This is a genomic window from Cognatiyoonia sp. IB215446 (assembly GCF_033963825.1).
Taxonomy (GTDB): domain Bacteria; phylum Pseudomonadota; class Alphaproteobacteria; order Rhodobacterales; family Rhodobacteraceae; genus Yoonia.
Map to the genome: position 1 here is coordinate 54,069 of NZ_JAXBMD010000006.1, position 16,729 is coordinate 70,797.

16 protein-coding genes are annotated in these 16,729 nt (G+C 58.8%); 4 read left to right on the forward strand and 12 right to left on the reverse strand.

Going from position 1 to position 16,729, the window contains the following annotated elements; translation table 11 throughout:
- A complete protein-coding gene (locus tag SLH49_RS18835) occupies nt 1-1,050 on the forward strand; it encodes an AI-2E family transporter (RefSeq protein WP_320270710.1) in 1,050 nt (349 codons plus the stop codon).
- On the forward strand, nt 1,050-1,385 hold the full coding sequence (locus SLH49_RS18840) for a potassium channel family protein (protein ID WP_320270711.1): 336 nt from the start codon (nt 1,050-1,052) through the stop codon (nt 1,383-1,385). The genes SLH49_RS18835 and SLH49_RS18840 overlap by 1 nt, the downstream gene beginning before the upstream one ends.
- Nucleotides 1,386-1,581: 196 nt before the next feature.
- On the opposite strand, the gene SLH49_RS18845 is transcribed toward SLH49_RS18840, so the two are convergent.
- From SLH49_RS18845 to argH, 9 genes are all read right to left on the reverse strand, one after another.
- Nucleotides 1,582-2,220, reverse strand: coding sequence for a hypothetical protein (locus tag SLH49_RS18845; RefSeq protein WP_320270712.1), 639 nt, complete (start codon nt 2,218-2,220; stop codon nt 1,582-1,584).
- Nucleotides 2,220-2,768 (reverse strand): hypothetical protein, encoded by a 549-nt coding sequence (locus tag SLH49_RS18850; protein WP_320270713.1) that lies wholly within the window; start codon nt 2,766-2,768, stop codon nt 2,220-2,222. Before SLH49_RS18850 ends, SLH49_RS18845 begins: the two co-directional genes overlap by 1 nt.
- An 18-nt stretch (nt 2,769-2,786) precedes the next feature.
- Nucleotides 2,787-3,137 carry an IS66 family insertion sequence element accessory protein TnpB gene (gene tnpB, locus SLH49_RS18855; RefSeq protein ID WP_320270714.1) on the reverse strand — a complete coding sequence of 117 codons (351 nt, stop codon included), beginning with the start codon at nt 3,135-3,137 and terminating at the stop codon, nt 2,787-2,789.
- Entirely contained in the window at nt 3,134-3,568 is a 435-nt protein-coding gene (locus tag SLH49_RS18860; RefSeq protein ID WP_320270715.1) for a hypothetical protein, read from the reverse strand. Before SLH49_RS18860 ends, tnpB begins: the two co-directional genes overlap by 4 nt.
- Before the next feature lie 317 nt (nt 3,569-3,885).
- Nucleotides 3,886-6,510: a TIGR02302 family protein gene (locus tag SLH49_RS18865; protein WP_320270716.1), complete on the reverse strand. Its 2,625-nt coding sequence runs from the start codon at nt 6,508-6,510 to the stop codon at nt 3,886-3,888.
- Nucleotides 6,511-6,554: 44 nt separating this feature from the next.
- Complete coding sequence (gene lysA, locus SLH49_RS18870; RefSeq protein WP_320270717.1) at nt 6,555-7,823, reverse strand: diaminopimelate decarboxylase; 1,269 nt, start codon at nt 7,821-7,823, stop codon at nt 6,555-6,557.
- Between the two features lie 60 nt (nt 7,824-7,883).
- Nucleotides 7,884-8,219 carry a DUF2834 domain-containing protein gene (locus SLH49_RS18875; RefSeq protein WP_320270718.1) on the reverse strand — a complete coding sequence of 112 codons (336 nt, stop codon included), beginning with the start codon at nt 8,217-8,219 and terminating at the stop codon, nt 7,884-7,886.
- Complete coding sequence (locus tag SLH49_RS18880) at nt 8,219-8,392, reverse strand: hypothetical protein (RefSeq protein ID WP_320270719.1); 174 nt, start codon at nt 8,390-8,392, stop codon at nt 8,219-8,221. The genes SLH49_RS18875 and SLH49_RS18880 overlap by 1 nt, the downstream gene beginning before the upstream one ends.
- Nucleotides 8,393-8,401: 9 nt before the next feature.
- Nucleotides 8,402-9,793, reverse strand: coding sequence for an argininosuccinate lyase (argH, locus tag SLH49_RS18885; protein WP_320270720.1), 1,392 nt, complete (start codon nt 9,791-9,793; stop codon nt 8,402-8,404).
- A 14-nt stretch (nt 9,794-9,807) separates the two neighbouring features.
- On the opposite strand from argH, the gene SLH49_RS18890 reads away from it, so the two are divergent.
- Nucleotides 9,808-10,368 carry a TlpA disulfide reductase family protein gene (locus SLH49_RS18890; RefSeq protein ID WP_320270722.1) on the forward strand — a complete coding sequence of 187 codons (561 nt, stop codon included), beginning with the start codon at nt 9,808-9,810 and terminating at the stop codon, nt 10,366-10,368.
- 13 nt (nt 10,369-10,381) lie between these two features.
- Here SLH49_RS18890 and SLH49_RS18895 read toward each other — a convergent pair whose 3' ends face one another.
- The gene (locus SLH49_RS18895; RefSeq protein ID WP_320270723.1) at nt 10,382-10,951 is read right to left on the reverse strand and encodes a YqgE/AlgH family protein; all 570 of its coding nucleotides are present in this window, start codon (nt 10,949-10,951) and stop codon (nt 10,382-10,384) included.
- 104 nt (nt 10,952-11,055) lie between these two features.
- Here SLH49_RS18895 and SLH49_RS18900 point away from each other — a divergent pair, with 104 nt between their 5' ends.
- Nucleotides 11,056-11,856, forward strand: coding sequence for a protein-disulfide reductase DsbD domain-containing protein (locus tag SLH49_RS18900; RefSeq protein ID WP_320270724.1), 801 nt, complete (start codon nt 11,056-11,058; stop codon nt 11,854-11,856).
- On the opposite strand, the gene SLH49_RS18905 is transcribed toward SLH49_RS18900, so the two are convergent.
- Complete coding sequence (locus SLH49_RS18905; protein ID WP_320270725.1) at nt 11,853-15,248, reverse strand: efflux RND transporter permease subunit; 3,396 nt, start codon at nt 15,246-15,248, stop codon at nt 11,853-11,855. The genes SLH49_RS18900 and SLH49_RS18905 overlap by 4 nt on opposite strands.
- Entirely contained in the window at nt 15,245-16,699 is a 1,455-nt protein-coding gene (locus SLH49_RS18910; protein ID WP_320270726.1) for an efflux RND transporter periplasmic adaptor subunit, read from the reverse strand. Before SLH49_RS18910 ends, SLH49_RS18905 begins: the two co-directional genes overlap by 4 nt.
- Nucleotides 16,700-16,729 lie beyond the last annotated feature (30 nt).

The window sequence follows — 16,729 nt, forward strand, 5'->3', positions numbered from 1 at the left end:
ATGCAGTCCACAAACCCGTTCTACGCGACCGCTGCAGCGCTGGTATCGGTGATCCTGATCGGTTGGCTTCTTATGATCGGGCAGTCTTTGATTGTGCCGGTCATTATCGCAGTCATATCCGTTTACCTGCTCTCAGCTGCGTCAACAGGGCTGGCGTCAGTTCTGCCATCGTTGCGTGACTATCATCGGCTGCGCAGCCTGATTGTTCTGGCCATCTTTGTTCTGTTCGTTGTTCTTTTTGCCCTGTTTGTGTCAGACAATGCACTGGCCATCGCTGCCTCGCTGCCGACCTACGCAGACAATCTCAACACACTGATCGACAACCTTGCGAACACCTTGGGGCTGACAGAGGTTCCGAGTGTGGCCACCCTTCTTGAAAGGCCCCAGGAGCGCATTGATGTGGGGGCATTGGTGCAAAGCGCGGTTGGTACAGTCTCCGGCATTGGCTCTGTGTTGGTCATGGCGATTTGCTACGCGGTATTTTTGGCGGCTGACCTGAAGACTATGCCGGGAAAGCTGCGCATCGCACTTGGCGATGAAACGTCGGCAGAACAGACGGTCAAGCTGGTCATGAAGGTCAACAAGCGGATCGGGGGCTATCTGATCGCGAAAACTCTGGTGAACGGCATCCTTGCAGCCGTCTCCTTCGTGATCATGTGGCTGCTTGGGATCGAGTTCGCCCTGCTCTGGGCTGTGTTGATCGGGCTATTCAACTACATCCCCTATGTCGGGTCGATTATCGGTGTCGTCTTCCCGGTTTTGCTCAGCCTCGGCCAGTTCGGCTCACTGGCCGCAAGTGGCGCAGCGCTGATCGCACTTATGACCGCGCAGCTCTATGTCGGCTATGTTCTCGAACCAAAGATGCTTGGAAAATCTGTCAACCTGAGCGCGTTTGTAGTCCTGTTGGCGCTCTCCTTCTGGACCCTTCTATGGGGGGCCATCGGCGCGATCCTCGCGGTCCCGCTGACCGCCGTTGTAATGATCATCCTCGCCGAAATACCAAGCCTGCGCCCGGTCGCGGTATTGATTTCAGATGACGGCGAAGTGTGATGGGCCTCTTCTTCCGAAACTACCTCAACCTATTACGGGCCTTGGCTTCCGCAATTTTCGATCCACGTTCCCTGCATCTTCTCGCCATGACGGTCTCGCTGGTAGCGATCAGCACAGTCGTCTTTGTCTATCTCGAAGGATGGCGTCCGCTGGATGCGGCTTACTTCTCCGTGATGACAATGGCCACAATTGGGTTTGGCGATCTAGTTCCGACAACGGATGCTGGCAAGGTCTTCACCGTGTTATTCGCGACTGCAGGCATCGGCTTGTTTGTGGTTCTGGTCAGCACGATTGCAACGATTTTTGTAGCAAATTTTGTGGTTGAGAAGCGTTGAGCTGAAGAATCCGAAGTATGGACCAGTAGCGGTTTGCCGCATCCCGTTGAGTCGGGTCTGTCAAAATCGCTATTGGAGTCGCTGGCGCAACTGCAGCGCAAGGGCGGTTTGCCGCAAAGCAGACGGTAGCGTGACCAATAGTTGATGTCGGCAGTGCTTAGGGCCTTTTTGACGATTCGAAGGGCCGATTTGGTACTTATGCGAGTTGTTGCAAGAAGTCCCATTCAAGGATCAGCTCGGGACCGTCTGGCTTTGGAAGATCGGATCGCGAGACCATCGCCCCTTGAACAGAGAAATCACCCATCACGCGCACAGCTAAGAGCCGGTTGAAATGCCGGTCCATGCGGACAGTCACGGCCTTCCAGTTCTTGAACGGCGAGATTGTTTTGATCTCAACGAAATTGTCGCCAAGCCGCCCATCTGAACCTTCAGCATTGCGCCGATGCAAGACGATGCCATGCGCGATCGCGCCGTATAGCTCTCCAATGTCGCCGTAAATCTGTAAATGGCGACTGGTGGCCGCCTCAAATTCTCGTACCGTTCGCAGCAGTCCCTGGAAGGCTTTGATATAGGCGGGATCTGCATCCGGAAAGCTCTGACGGATTTGAGCGGCCTGCGCAGGATCGTTGATGTCACCCCAGCTCAGGAGTTGGTCGTCGGTCCACATGGGTTTGATATCTAAACGCGTTGATTCTGCCGGCACGTCCACTTTCAAGCAGCAGTGATTTCCACGTTCGGTAACACTTAATGCATTGAGATCGTGTGGTCGGCGGCAGATATCGGGGCGATCGTCAGCGTTAAATCCGCGCGCCCGGTGCCATTTCAGCGACATCATCAAAAGAAGTCGCCGCGAGCGATGGTCTGGAGGCACTTTAAGACGTGCTCCTTCTTTCCATCCCGCAGGGACTCATAGATCGTGTTATCTCCGCCAACCGGATAGGTTCCACAAAGAATGCGGTAGGCTGTCATGCCATTGTCGCCAAGGATTGCGAGCGCGTCTTCCAATCCATCCAGAAGCGTTCCGTCAGAGCCGACCTGCCACCGCGGGTACTTGGTTTCGCCAGTTGGGCTTGTGATCCCAAGCATCTTTTGTGCGCGTCGCAAATCATCGACATCTTCAGTAGAAAGGCCAAGCATTGCTGCCATCTCGTCCGCATCGCAAATGTCGTCACGTGACGAGATCTCCGCAAGGCGTTGCACGCCGCGCGCACTGGCAGTTGCAAGCGGATCTCCAGAATCGTCAAATGTCGCCATGCATTCCCTCACCGCTTCAGCGATGAGTGTCTTGGCATATTCTTCTGCCGACAAGCCACGCGCCTCAGCGCCGTTCTTCAAGGCGACAAACACGGGTTCAGGAATATTGTCGATGATAAGTTGAGGCAAATCTGCTCCCTCGCTCGATCACACCGCAGCCGGCCGACGCGCATGCCGTGCTGTGACGCGCTTCCAATCCAGTCCTTCGAAAAGCGCCTCAAACTGAGACTTGTTGATGGTGATGACACCATCGCTGATCCGTGGCCATTCAAAGCCTTTGCCCTCGATCCGCTTGTATACCAGCACCAACCCGGTCCCATCCCAGACAATCATCTTCAGGCGATCAGATCGTTTGGAGCGAAAGATGAATATCGCACCAGAGAAGGGATCCAGTTCAAATTCGTTCATCACAATGGCGGCGAGGCCATCCATGCCCTTCCGAAAGTCGACGGGTTTTGACGCTACATAGAATCTGAAGTTTCCGGCAGGCGAGATCATGTCTTGCCGTCCAGAGCGTGGACCAGCTGCGCCAACTGTTTGATGGGGTAGCTGCTGGGCAACTCCAATATGATGTCACCACACCTGAGCATGATCAAGTCGGCGACCTTGGGGCCGTCTGGCCGATTGTGATCCACTTTCAGCTCGGCAAAGGCCGTCTGCTTCGAGTCCCTTGGCGCAAACTTCTTCTTGTGCCCCGTCCCGTAGTCTCGTTTCCAACGATATGCTGTTTTGTCAGAAATCTGACAGGTTTTCTGAACATCTGCCATTGTCAGCTTTCCTGTTACCATCTGTCGGGCCAATTCGCTCTTGAGCTTATTGGGCCACATCCGACGGCCATCCTTGCCGACGGGGATGGAATAGCCGAAGGCGTGGAAGACGTTTTCGACTTTCTGATCACTTGCGAGGCCACCCAGGTCTTGAGAGTTCATGATGCCTGTATCCTTTTGGATGCATCATAAACCGTCGAACGCAGGCTGATCAGGGGCAATTTAGGGGGTCAGATGCAACGCTTACGATGCACTGGCCAGCCGAAGCTGCGATTGAGCGTGAGAGCCAAGGTGGTTTTTCCAGCGCCTGGGCTTCCATAAATGAATACGAGCATAACTGAACCTTCGCCTACTTCGACGGTCCGATCCAACTAGCTCCGCTATTTCTGGAATAGGCTCACCACTGGAAAACACGACAGGGTGATAGCTGCTCCGTACGAATAGTGGGAGCTTGATCGCCACCACAGACCATTGTCTGCCTAAAACTGATCCAGCAGACGCCGCAGGTAATCTCGTTCGACTTGTGGGCGGTCTTGTTCGGCAGAGCGGCGTCGGATCTCGCCCAACAGCTCTTCGGCGCGGCGATTTATCTCTTCACGGCCCAGTAATTGCTGGTCGGTACCAAGCTGACCGGTATTGCCCATTTCGCGCCCAAGCGGGTCACGCTGCCCTGGGACCGGGCGGCCAGAGGCTTGGCCCTGCTCTGATCCCTGACCGGGTTCGGCCTGCTGGTTTTGCGCCAGGGCACGGCCCAATTCGCGCATGCCGTTGCGCAGTGCATCCATGGCTTCGGCCTGCCGGTCAATCGCTTCGGGCAGATCGCCGTCGCGCAGCGCATCTTCCGCGCCTTCCATCGCGCCCTCCGCCCGCTCAAGCGAACGGCGCGCGATGTCGCCCGCCTCACCATCAAGGTTGGGAAGTCCGTCACGCTGGCGCTGCAATTCCTCGCGCAAAGCGCGCTGACGTTCGGCAAGGCTACGGGCATCCTGATCGCCCTCGCCACCGGCGCCATTGCCAACCTGTCCGCTTTGAGAATCTTCACCAACACCCTGGCCCTGACCCTGCTGGCCACCCTGACCTGGCTGGCCCGGCTGCTGACCCTGTTGACCCTGCGGCTGGCCGGGTTGCTGGCCTTGCCCTTGCTGTCCCTGTTGTCCCGGCTGACCTGGCTGGCGTTGTTGGCCCTGTCCGGGATTGAATTGTTCCTGCAGATCGCGGAACGCATCATCGGACAATTGTTCCTGATCACGCAAAGTCTCTGCCAGATCCTGCATGGATTGCTGGCCGGGTGTTTGCGGCCCATCACCGCCTTCACCTTGGGTGACGCGCATGTTCTCCATCATCTGGTTGAGCTGTTCCATCAGCTCTTGCGCCTCGGCCATGCGGCCTTCCTGCATGAGTTCCTCGATGCGGTCCATCAAGGCCTGCAGCTCATCCATCGACATCTGCTGGCTGTTGCCGCTGTTATCGGCCTGATCGGTGCCGTCATTCGGTTCAGCCTCTTGCGCGAGCATGCGCATGTATTCGTCGGTCGCCTCGCGCAGTTCCTGCATCAGCTCGGCGATCTCCTCGTCCGAGGCGCCGTTGCGCATCGCCTCCGCCAACCGCTCCTGCGCGCGGCGCAGACGTTCACGGGCATCGGCAAGCCGCCCGTCTTCGAGTTGAATGGCGAGATCCCAAAGGGCCTCGACAATCTCGGCCTGTCCTTCATCGGTCAGGCCAACATCACGGAAGTTATCGAGCCGGCGAATGATGGTGCGCAGCCGCAGATACGTGGTTTCATTCGAAAACAGCCCCTCGGGCCTATGCGACACCGCCCGCAAAATCTGGCTCACCCGGCGCATATTGGCCTTGGACCACATCAGATCGCGCCGCTGTTCGATCACAGCCCGCGCGAACGGTTGGAAAAAGCGGCGACCGGGCAGGATCAGCGGTTCGGGTTCGGTCGCTCCGGTCTGGCCAGCCGCATCCGTCACCTCAAGCTGCAATGTCACGGGCAGATTGGCGAGCGGGTGTTCGCTGAGATTCTCAATCAGAAACTCCTCGAATTCGGATCTGTCCCCGGTGAAGGGCATGGGCAAATCCAGAACGAGCGGTTCTACCGGATCAGGATCGATCACCAACCCATGCACGCGGTCAACAGCGGTCAGATCAAGGGCAAGCGTCGCCGTCCCGCTTTCCACGCCATAATCGTCGGACGCGCTAAAGGGCTGAGACAATTCACCCATCGCGTCAGCTTCGATTTCACCGGTGAGGTCGACTTCCGGTGGCATATCTTCGATGGCAACGACGTTCCATTCGACGCCATTCACCCCTACGACTGTTAAGACGCCCGATTGCGTGATCGTGAATTGCTGCTGCGCATCTGATGCCGCACCCAAGTCTTCGACCCGGCCCGACACTGTTTCTGCGACAGTTAGCGCTCCGACCTCACCGTAAAGTCGCAAAGTGACCTGGCTGCCCTCTGGTACACGCAATGGCCCTGCAGGCACATCGTTAAGGTAGATGGAAGGTCGGCCCGTATAGGCAGGTGGTTCGACCCAGCCTTCCCAGACAGGCCCCGTCGCCAGCGTCTGCTCGCCTCCCGCCGCAATCTCGGCCACGGAGCCGACACGCAGCAGCGAACCAAAGAGCAAGGCGGTCACAAAGAACAGGAGCGCGACAAACCGCAAACCGTAAGGGTCACGGTCCGAGACGCGCAAGTCCGGCTCGATTGCGCGCGCATCCTTCGTCCGTTCGGCCATGCGGGCCATATGGGCGCGCCAGACTGCTTCGGACGCGGCATCGCCACTACCAATGGCCTGACTGTCTGCAATGGCCGCGATAGGTCGGCCGGGCAATGCGGCATCAACCCTTGCGACAGCCTCGGCCTTGGTCGGAATACGAAAACGCCGCGCGCCCCAGATCAGCGCCGTCAGGGTCGCGATGACAGATACAACCACGCCACCCCAGAAAACCTCAAGCGGGACGAGATCCTGCCACCCCATCATGAGCGGCGCGAGGATCAGGAAGATGACCGTCCAGAGCGGCCAGAATGACCGCACAACTTCTTCCGCGATCATGCCAGCGCGCGTCGCGGCGACCGGCAATTGAAGATGTCGCATCTGATCGGGATCGGCTGTCAGCGGTTCTCTCCGAAGTTATGCGACTACTCTAACCACGATGGCATCGTATCGCGCGCAATCATTTCTTCATAGGTAGGGCGTGGGCGGATAACTGCAAATTGATCTTGGTCCACAAGAACCTCTGGGATCAATGGCCTTGAATTGTATTCCGATGACATAACCGCACCATAAGCCCCGGCAGAGCGGAACGCGACCAGATCATCCGGAGCCACGGCGGGCATGATACGGCCTTTGGCAAAGGTGTCACCGGTTTCGCACACGGGGCCGACGATGTCATACTTTGCTGGTTTGGCACCCGGTTCGGGCTCAATCACCGGCACGATGTCGTGCCATGCCTCGTACATGGCGGGCCGAATGAGGTCATTCATCGCACCGTCAAGGATCAGAAAGTCCCGATCCTCTCCAGATTTGACATAAATGACCTTGGACACCATCAGACCGGCATTGCCCGAAATCAGGCGCCCCGGCTCAATCTCGATCTCGCAGCCAAGGTGACCGACAGTGCGTTCGATCAGCGCGCCGTAATCTGTGGGCAGAGGCGGCGCCTCATTCGAGCGGGCATAGGGGATGCCAAGTCCACCGCCCAGATCGAGCCGCTTGATCTCGTGCCCGTCCGCACGCAGTTGTTCGGTAAGCTCTGCAACTTTCCGGTATGCGGCTTCAAAGGGCGCCAATTCCGTCAGTTGTGAGCCGATATGAACATCAATCCCGATGACTTTCAGCCCCGGCAACTTCGCCGCCATCGCATAAACCTCACGCGCGCGGCTGATCGGAATGCCAAACTTGTTCTCGGATTTGCCCGTCGCGATCTTCGCATGCGTTTTTGCATCGACATCGGGGTTCACCCGCACGGTGATGGGCGCCACCACTCCCATCGATTGCGCCACCCGGTCCAGAACCAGCATTTCGGGTTCGGATTCGATGTTGAACTGCCGGATACCGCCCTCCAGCGCCATCCGCATCTCATCAGCGGTCTTGCCGACCCCGGAAAAGACAATCCGTTCACCGGGGACGCCCGCCGCCTTGGCGCGCAGGTATTCCCCGCCCGAGACGACATCCATCCCCGCGCCTGCATCAGCGAGGACCTTGATAATGGCCTGATTTGAAGCGGATTTCATCGCATAGCAGACCAGATGATCCGCAAAGCCCAGCGCCTCGTCAAACAGCCTGAAGTGGCGGGTCAGCGTAGCCGTCGAATAGACATAGAACGGTGTCCCGACCGAAGCCGCAATCTCCGCAATCGCCACATCCTCGGCAAAAAGCGCGCCGTCACGATAAAGAAAATGGTCCACGCTTGCGATCCTCGTCCAAAACCAGAATTGGACATAGCAGATCGCTGGCGCTGGCCAACCCTAAACGCGGACGGTGTGCTTGTCTTTGTAATAGACGACGCGTTCGCGCAGATAGAGATAAAGAGGCAAGCCACAGCTGACGCCGATGCAGAAAGTTGCAGGGATCGCAATCATGCTCAGATAGTTCTTGGTCTTGAACGCCTCAGCAATGATCCAGATGGTCAGCGCGACGGCGGCTATCGTGAGATCCCAGACCAGCCCGCTTGTTGCGTTGTTCACATGCCACGCATCCACCATCGCCATGATGCTCCAGCCATTCTCCTGAAACCAGGAGATGAAGTAATACATCGGATGCACGGTGCCCCAGGTGGCCAGCAAAAGGTAGATAATCCGCATCAGAGTCTCAGCCCCACTGAGAGGGTGCCGTTTGAGGCTCCGATGCCCGCAGTTGTGTTCACACCATTTGAGCCGACGCTGAGGCCGACATTTGCGTTGGGCTCAAGCGGCGGACCATTTGCACCACATGCGGCCAAAGCCGCTAGACCCAGTATCAAAGCGATCATTTTCATCTCGAAGCCTCATGCATTGAGTTTTTGTGACCAATGCGCGATCTGCGCGCGCACATTTGCCGGTGCGGTGCCGCCAAAACTGGTGCGTGAGGCCACCGAGTTTTCAACGCCCAGCACGTCAAAGACGTCCGCGCGGATGCCTGCGTGCGTCTTTTGCATCTCTTCCAGCGTCAGATCCGGCAAGTCGCATCCTTTCTCCTCGGCCAAAGCGACAAGCGCACCGGTGATGTGATGCGCCTCACGGAACGGTAGCCCAAGTTCACGCACCAGCCAATCGGCAAGGTCAGTGGCGGTCGAAAACCCGCTGGAGGCTGCGGCTTTCAGGTTGTCTCGGTTGGCAGTCATGTCGCCAACCATCCCCGTCATGGCGGCCAGTGCCAGCATCAGGTTGTCAGCGGCATCAAAGACCTGCTCCTTGTCTTCCTGCATGTCCTTGGAATAGGTCAGCGGCAGGCCCTTCATCACCGTCATCAGGGCCACATTCGCCCCGAAAATGCGACCGATCTTGGCGCGGATCAGCTCTGCCGCATCGGGGTTGCGCTTTTGCGGCATGATGGAAGAGCCAGTCGACCATTTGTCCGACATGGTTACAAACCGGAACTGCGCGCTCGACCAGATCACCAGTTCTTCGGCCAGACGGCTCAGATGCATCGCACAGATGCTGGCAGCGGCGAGAAACTCCAAAGCGAAATCCCGATCCGATACCGCATCAAGCGAATTGGCCATCGGCGCGTCAAAGCCGAGTGCCTTCGCCGTCATCTCACGATCAATCGGAAATGACGTACCCGCCAGCGCCGCTGCCCCCAAAGGTGACAGGTTCATCCGCTTGCGCGCATCCGCGAAACGCGACCGGTCACGCGCAAACATCTCAACATAGGCCAGCATATGATGGCCCCAGGTTACCGGCTGCGCGGTCTGCAGATGGGTGAAACCCGGCATGACCCAGTCCGCCCCCGCCTCTGCCTGCGCGAGAAGCGCTTGGCAAAGCGCGCCGAGCGCCGCGTCCGCCGCATCGCATTGGTCCCGAACCCAAAGCCGGAAATCGACGGCTACCTGATCATTGCGCGACCGTGCTGTATGGAGCCGCCCCGCAGGCTCTCCAATCAGCTCTTTCAGCCGCGCCTCGACATTCATGTGGATGTCTTCCAAGGCGGCAGAAAACGGAAACTCCCCCGTTTCAATCTCTGACAAAACGGTGAGCAGACCTTCCCGGATCGCCGCAGCATCGTTATCGGTAATTATGCCTGTCGCGGCGAGCATTGCCGCATGGGCCCGTGAACCTGCGATGTCCTGCGGTGCAAGGCGGCGGTCGAACCCGATTGAGGCATTGATCGCCTCCATAATCGCATCGGGTCCGGCGGCAAAACGCCCGCCCCACATCGTGTTCGCGGATTTGGTCATGAAGGAAACAGCCTATGCGCAAGTTATTGTCAGCCCTGCTTTATACGGCCCTTCTCAGCGTTGCAAATCCGGGCGCCGCCGATATTGCGACTGCAGATGCGATGCGCGAAGGCGATATGCGCAAGCTGATCTTTCATGCTGAACCCATCGCAAGTTCGGATGTGCCGTTCATGGGCGAGGACGGCACCGAAATGACGCTGGACGCCTATCAGGGCAAACATGTGGTCCTGAATTTCTGGGCGACCTGGTGCGCGCCCTGTCGTCATGAAATGCCGCTTTTGTCAGCGTTACAAACCCAGCTTGGTGGCGACGACATGGAGGTTGTGACGATTGCAACCGGACGTAACCCGTTGCCCGGCATGCAGCGCTTTTTTGAGGAAATCGGCGTGGACAACCTGCCACTCCACACCGACGCGCGGCAAAACCTGGCGCGCAGTCTGGGTGTGCTTGGCCTGCCGGTGACCATCGTTTTGGACCCCGAAGGAAATGAAATCGCGCGGATGCAGGGCGATGCTGACTGGGCAAGCGACAATGCCATTGCGATCATGCAAACGCTGATCGGCACTGGCTCCTGACAAATGCTTGCGCTCAGGCGCGCCCGGCCGTCTCTGACAACAAAAGCGGGTCAATCCCCATCATTTTCAGGGCACCTGTCCATTTATGCTCGTTCGCGCGGCCAAAGATGATGTCCTCGCGCGGGTCGCAAATAAGCCAGCCGTTTCGTGCGATCTCCCGATCAAGCTGCCCCGGCCCCCAACCGGCATAACCCAATGCAAGCATTGAGGTTTTCGGCCCCTTGCCCTGGGCAAGATCCTCCAGCACTTCCAGGGTTGCCGTCATGCCCACGTGATCATCGACCTGCAACGTGCCATGAGCCGCCGCGTAATCGCTTGAATGCAGAACAAAGCCGCGCCCCAGCTCAACCGGTCCGCCAAAATGCACGCGAATGTCGCGCGCATTAGGACCACGCGCGATCTCAAGCTCTTCCAGAAGATTGCTGAAATCCACATTGGTCTGCGGTTTGTTGACGATCAGGCCCATGCTGCCTTCGTCGTCATGGGCACACATGTAGATCACGCTATGGGCAAAACGTGGATCGCCCATACCCGGCATCGCCACAAGTAGCTTGCCTGCAAGATGCACCGTTTCTTCTGCCATACCTTAATAATGTGGTCTGGGCTGGTGTGACGCAAGGGTCAACATTGCAAGGCCTGTCGTAAACGTGACTTCCCATTGCAGGCGCTTTGCATAAGTAACGTGTCATGCGCAAAACGACGCTCATATCACTTGCCCTAGCGGCATTACCCGTCTTTGGCGCGGCAGGTCCGTTTGACGATCTGGCCTCGGTCGAGATTTTGCCGGGCTGGCGCAATGCGGGGGGTGAGCATATGGCGGGCCTGCGCATCACGATGGACGAGGGCTGGAAAACCTATTGGCGCGCGCCAGGCGATGGTGGTATCCCGCCGCAGTTTTCGCTCACCGGATCGGAAAACATTACCGGCTTCACGCCGCATTGGCCGGTGCCTGAGCTTTTTTATCAAAACGACATGTACTCGGTCGGTTACGAGAATTCGGTCATCTTCCCCTTGCGGCTCTACAGTGTTGATCCCGAAGCACCGATGCGGATCAGCGGCCAGATCCATATTGGTGTTTGCGAGGAAATCTGCATTCCCGTGACGCTCGACTTTGATGAGCTTCTGCCTGTTGGGGGCGAGCGCGATGCTGCGATCACTGCAGCGTTGATCAACCGCCCTCTTACGGCGGACGAGGCGAATGTAGGCGCGGTGATCTGCCAGATCGATCCGATAAGTGATGGCTTGCAGGTCACCACGGTTATTGACGTCCCGCCAATGGCTGCAAAGGAATTTGTGGTTGTCGAGGCGGGGGATGACCATGTCTGGGTCTCCGAAGCCGATATCGCCCGCGATGGCAACAGGCTCAGCGCAACTGTCGATATGGTGCATCACAGCGGAGAGGCCTTTGCGCTGGATCGGTCAGCGGTGCGGATCACCGTGCTGGGTGACAATCAGGCCATCGATATTCAGGGCTGTGCTGCGGGCTAGGCACGTGCGCCGCCAACGCCTTGTATGATCCCCGCCACCATATAAATCGCCAGCAACCAAACCGCGAGACCACCCAGGAAAATCACAAAGGCCGGGGCGAAGCCATTGGCCAATGCTGGCAGCAGCGCAACGATGCCAGGCAACGGTGCGCCTGTGAGAATTACAGGACCTACGGTTGCTGTAAAGAGGCCAACGGCCCCCAGCGCCCCGATACCTGCAGGTAAAAGCATCGCCGCACGGCGTCCGCGCAAGGCGCGCTTGGCGGCCTGAACCTGCCGATGCACATCCTGCTGCATCGCCATCACCGATGGTACAACCAACAGGACCAACAACATCCCAAAGCCCAGACCGAAGACCAGCGTCACAACCGTTGGTTTGAGGAACTCCGCCTGGTTCGAGCCTTCGTATAGAAGTGGCGTGAGACCCAGCACCGTTGTCAGGGTCGTCAGCATCACCGGTCGCAACCGATCCACGGCCCCGTCGATAATCGCTGGCACAAGGCCGCGATCCTGCGCGTATTCGTCCACCGTCGTGACCAGCACGATGCTGTCGTTGATGATAATCCCGACCATCCCGATCAGACCCACCACCGTGAACATGCTAAGCGGGATCTCCCACACATAATGACCATAGATCGTACCAACCAAAGCAAAGGGAATGATCGACATGACAACAACGGGCCGGGTCCAGCTGCTGAAAATCCACGAGAGCGTCAGATAAATCCCCAAGAGCACGAGGATCAGCCCGGTGCGCGCATCGTTCAGAAAGCGCTGTTCCTGTTCGCTTTGCCCCGAAAGCTGCGTCTCAATCGCAAAATCGCTTTCGATGCCGGGCAGGATATCTTCGTTAATGGCAAGCTGGATTTCAGTGGCCCGCGCCGCATCTTCGTCATCGAGATCACCGATGACCGAAATCAGCTGAATGCCGTTTTCGCGGCGCACGGTGGAAAAGCCTGTGCGGCTTTGCACGGTCACAACATCGGCGAGCGGGACATAGGCGCCTTCCAGCGTTCTGATCTGGGTCCGATCCAGAAAATCTGCCGATAGCTCGCCTGATGGCAGCTCCACCCGGATCGTGCCGGACCGTGCGCCAACGGGAAAACTCGCCGCCTCAATCCCGCCGAGGCGATTGCGCAGGACACGGCCCAGCGCATCGATCCCAAGCCCCAGCGCGTCGCCCTGCGGGGTCAGTTCCAGGATCAGCTCTTCCTTGTCATAGGCCAGCGTGTCCTCAAGCCCGGAAATCTCGGGGAATTGGGCCAACCGGGTCTTGAGTGCCTCTGCGGCGGCCTTCAGCGTCTCGCTATCAGCGCCGAACATCTGGATGTCCAGACTGTCTCCGCCCGGTCCCGTCCCCCAAGAGCGGAAGCTGACGGTTTCGGCCAGCGGGTGCTGCACAATCGTGTCCTGCAAGGCGCTGACAAAAGCAAAGCTGGTATAGGGGCGGCTATCGGCGTCGATCAACTCGATGGTGATCGCGCCAAGCTGGTCGGCATCTTTCGTATCCGAGCCCGCGATGGCCCGCCCGGAATTCCCGCCAACCTCTGCGATCACGAATTTCAGCGGGTTCAGCCCATGCTCGGCCTCGTATTCCGCGCCCAAAGCCTCGGCCGCGCGCTGCATCTCACGCATCATTTCCAGCGTATCTTCGCGGGTCGCACCGGGCAGCATCGCAAAGTTGCCCGTGACCTGCGCCTGTTCGGGCGCGTTAAAGAATCGCCAGCTGACCTCACGCTCGATAAAAAGCGTGATTTGCGTGGCCAGCGCCACCAGCGCCAGCGCCACGACCGGATAGCGCGCAATGATGACGATATGCATGAAAGGACGGAAAACCGTTTCCTTAAACCAGTCAAAACCACGGTTTACCGTGCGCGAGGGCCAGTCATACCAGTGTTCCTTCGCCGAATGCGCCATCGAATGCGCGAGGTGATTGGGCAGGATTACAAAGCATTCGAGGAGGCTTGCCGCCAGCACAACGATCACGGTGAGAGGTATATCGGCGATCAGATCACCAAAGCGCCCGCCAATGGCGACAAGGCCAAAGAACGCGATAATTGTCGTGATTGTCGCCGAAAAGACGGGGCTGAACATCCGTTGCGCAGCCCGTTCTGCCGCGACAGTCGGGTCTTCGCCCAGATGCCTGACCCGGAAATCAGCATGTTCGCCCACCACAATCGCATCATCCACCACGATGCCCAGCGTGATGATCAGCGCAAAAAGCGAGATCATGTTGATCGTGATACCCACTGCATACATCAGCGCGATGGCTGCGAGCATCGCCGCCGGGATGCCAAAGGCGACCCAAAACGCGGTGCGCGCATTCAGGAACAGGAACAAAAGGCCGACGACCAGCATCAGCCCCGTCAGGCCGTTGTCCAACAGGATGTTCAGACGGCCCGTGATGAATTCCGCACGCGCATTTGTCAGCGTGATCGTCACGCCTTCTGGCAGCGTTGCTGTCAGCTCATCCGCGACCCGTTCCACCGTTTCCTGCATGCCAATGGCGTCACCAGTGGCCGAGCGTTGGACCCGCAATTTGACCGCAGAATCTTCACCGACGAAATAGGCCCGCGCGCGATCCGTGCCCTCAACCCGAACGGTGGCCACATCAGCAACGGTCAGTTTTGAGCCATCGGGGTTGGAGCGCAGGACAATCGCCCCGATGTCCTCGGCGCTGCGTTTCGCGACGCCGGTCCGCACCCTTGCGTTGGATGAGACATCACCGGCGGGGTCGGCTTGCGCCTCTTCCCCGATGCGCTGGGCGATGTCCGATAGGCCGATATCATGCTCGATCAGGGAAAGTGAGGGGACCTCGACAATGGTTGACGGGGCTGCGACACCCTGAACAGTCACCTGTGTCACGCCTTCGGTGAAAAGCCGCGTCGAAAACTCGTCGGCAAAGCGACCAAGTTGATCCACGCCAACAGGGCCGGTGATCACCACATCGGTCACCCGGTCCGACCAGCCACCGCGGCGCACCGACGGGTCTTCGGCATCTTCAGGCAGGCTCTCTGCGCTATCGAGGGCGAGTTGCACATCCTCTGCGGCGCGATCAATGTCGTAGCCGGGCTCAAATTCCAGCTGGATTGATGCGCGCCCTTCGCGGGAGGTGGAGGTGGACGAGGTGACGCCCTCAACCGCCAATAGCACCGGTTCGAGCACCTGAACGATGGCCTCGTCCACATCCTCAGCACCTGCACCATCCCAAGTGACCGATACGGTCAGATCATCCACGACCACATCAGGGAAGAACTGCGCGCGCATATTCGGAAAGGCCAGCAAACCCGCCGTCAGCATCAACACAAGCAGCAGGTTCGCCGCCGTCTTGTGCCGCGTGAAGTAGGACAGGATGCCCCCTGCCCGCGCGTTCAGCTTGTCACCGCCCGTGATCATCCGCTGCCCATACGGCTTTCGAGCCGTGCGACGGTCTCAGAAGAGACCTCGTCTTGCTCCAACTGTCCAATAATGCGGGCCTTCACGTCATCGGGCATCCGGCCTTCGGTGACAAAAGCGATCAGCTTGGCGCGGCGTTCGGGATCAAGCGTGATCATGTCCGCTGTTTGCGGCGCAGCTCCGCCCAGTTGGATCGGACGGACCCTGATGCCTGCGCCCAGAAGTGGTGAGCGTTCGGCGACAATCGTGGCACCCGCCAAATCGCCCACGCGAACGATGACATCATCACCCTGCCGCCGCAGAAGTTCCACCTGACCAAGCTCCAAGCGCTCATCCTCGCCCACAACCAGAACAGTCTCATCCGGGGCGAGCGCCGTTGCCGGCACCATAGCGACATTGCGCAATTCGGGCTCGTCAATCCGCACAGTCACAAAGTCACCGGGACGAAATCCAGGTGCTGCATCCAGACGCGCAAAGAGCAGGCGGCCCGTCTGCCCCTCGCCCACGGTGGCACCTTCACGAATGATCGTACCCGTTGCCGTGAGGTTCACGCCAGATACGTCCAAAGCCACCCGCACAGGCGCATTGAGCAACCGGCCGCCGGTATCCAGAAGCCGCGCATATTGCGAGGTCGAGACGCGAAAGCTGACCTCAAGCTGCGTGGGGTCGACCAATTGCGCAAAACGCTCATTGGCCGTCACGCGCCCGCCGGGGCTGATCGTGACATCCGAAAGGACGCCATCAAAAGCTGCAAAGACCTGGGTATCGTCCACATCACGCTCGGCCTCTGACAGACCGATCTCAGCCCTTGCAAGGCGCGTGCGGGCCTGATCAATACGTGCCTCGGCAGAGGCGACCGCCTGACGACGGGTCAAAACCGAAGCATCCGCAGACGAGGCCGCCAATTCCGCGTCTTCCACAGCTGCCGCCGTGCCCACACCACGTGTCTGCAGGTCGCGTGCCCGGGTCAGGGCCTGTGCGCGCAGATCGGCCTGCGCCTGGGCGGCGGCAAGTTCATCACGTTCCAGCAAAAGCGAGCGTTCGGCATCGCGCAACTCCGCTTGCGCATCCTGCAGGTCGGCACGGGTGCGGTCGAGCGCAGCCTCGGCCTCAACCGGATCGATCCGCAGCAAAAGCTGGCCTTGCGTTACCGCACCGCCTTCGACCAGCAGATCGCTCGCGTCCAGTACTGTGCCACCGGTCGCACTGCGCAAATCCAGCGTGCGCTGGCTGCGCAACTCGCCAAACACCGTCAGTTCCGGCGTCAGCGTTTGCGGCGCCAATGTCACCACATTCACCGACAAAACACGCTCGCGCTGCGGGAAACTGCGCGGCTCTTCATTCATCCGCGCGACAAGGGCCTCGCGGACCATATTGCCTGCGACAGCAATTAGCGTGAGCGTGACACTGAGAAGGAATATGCCCGTCAGACTTCGGCGCAAAAACCGCATGTTACCATCCTTGCTTGGCTGGCCTAGAAT

Excerpts from the sequence above, each read along its gene's own strand:
- SLH49_RS18835 (WP_320270710.1), top strand. The coding sequence starts at position 1 with ATGCAGTCCACAAACCCGTTCTACGCGACCGCTGCAGCGCTGGTATCG.
- SLH49_RS18840 (WP_320270711.1), top strand. The coding sequence starts at position 1,050 with ATGGGCCTCTTCTTCCGAAACTACCTCAACCTATTACGGGCCTTGGCT.
- SLH49_RS18845 (WP_320270712.1), bottom strand. The coding sequence starts at position 2,220 with ATGATGTCGCTGAAATGGCACCGGGCGCGCGGATTTAACGCTGACGAT.
- tnpB (WP_320270714.1), bottom strand. The coding sequence starts at position 3,137 with ATGATCTCGCCTGCCGGAAACTTCAGATTCTATGTAGCGTCAAAACCC.
- SLH49_RS18860 (WP_320270715.1), bottom strand. The coding sequence starts at position 3,568 with ATGAACTCTCAAGACCTGGGTGGCCTCGCAAGTGATCAGAAAGTCGAA.
- SLH49_RS18865 (WP_320270716.1), bottom strand. The coding sequence starts at position 6,510 with ATGCGACATCTTCAATTGCCGGTCGCCGCGACGCGCGCTGGCATGATC.
- SLH49_RS18875 (WP_320270718.1), bottom strand. The coding sequence starts at position 8,219 with ATGCGGATTATCTACCTTTTGCTGGCCACCTGGGGCACCGTGCATCCG.
- SLH49_RS18880 (WP_320270719.1), bottom strand. The coding sequence starts at position 8,392 with ATGAAAATGATCGCTTTGATACTGGGTCTAGCGGCTTTGGCCGCATGT.
- argH (WP_320270720.1), bottom strand. The coding sequence starts at position 9,793 with ATGACCAAATCCGCGAACACGATGTGGGGCGGGCGTTTTGCCGCCGGA.
- SLH49_RS18890 (WP_320270722.1), top strand. The coding sequence starts at position 9,808 with ATGCGCAAGTTATTGTCAGCCCTGCTTTATACGGCCCTTCTCAGCGTT.
- SLH49_RS18895 (WP_320270723.1), bottom strand. The coding sequence starts at position 10,951 with ATGGCAGAAGAAACGGTGCATCTTGCAGGCAAGCTACTTGTGGCGATG.
- SLH49_RS18900 (WP_320270724.1), top strand. The coding sequence starts at position 11,056 with ATGCGCAAAACGACGCTCATATCACTTGCCCTAGCGGCATTACCCGTC.
- SLH49_RS18905 (WP_320270725.1), bottom strand. The coding sequence starts at position 15,248 with ATGATCACGGGCGGTGACAAGCTGAACGCGCGGGCAGGGGGCATCCTG.
- SLH49_RS18910 (WP_320270726.1), bottom strand. The coding sequence starts at position 16,699 with ATGCGGTTTTTGCGCCGAAGTCTGACGGGCATATTCCTTCTCAGTGTC.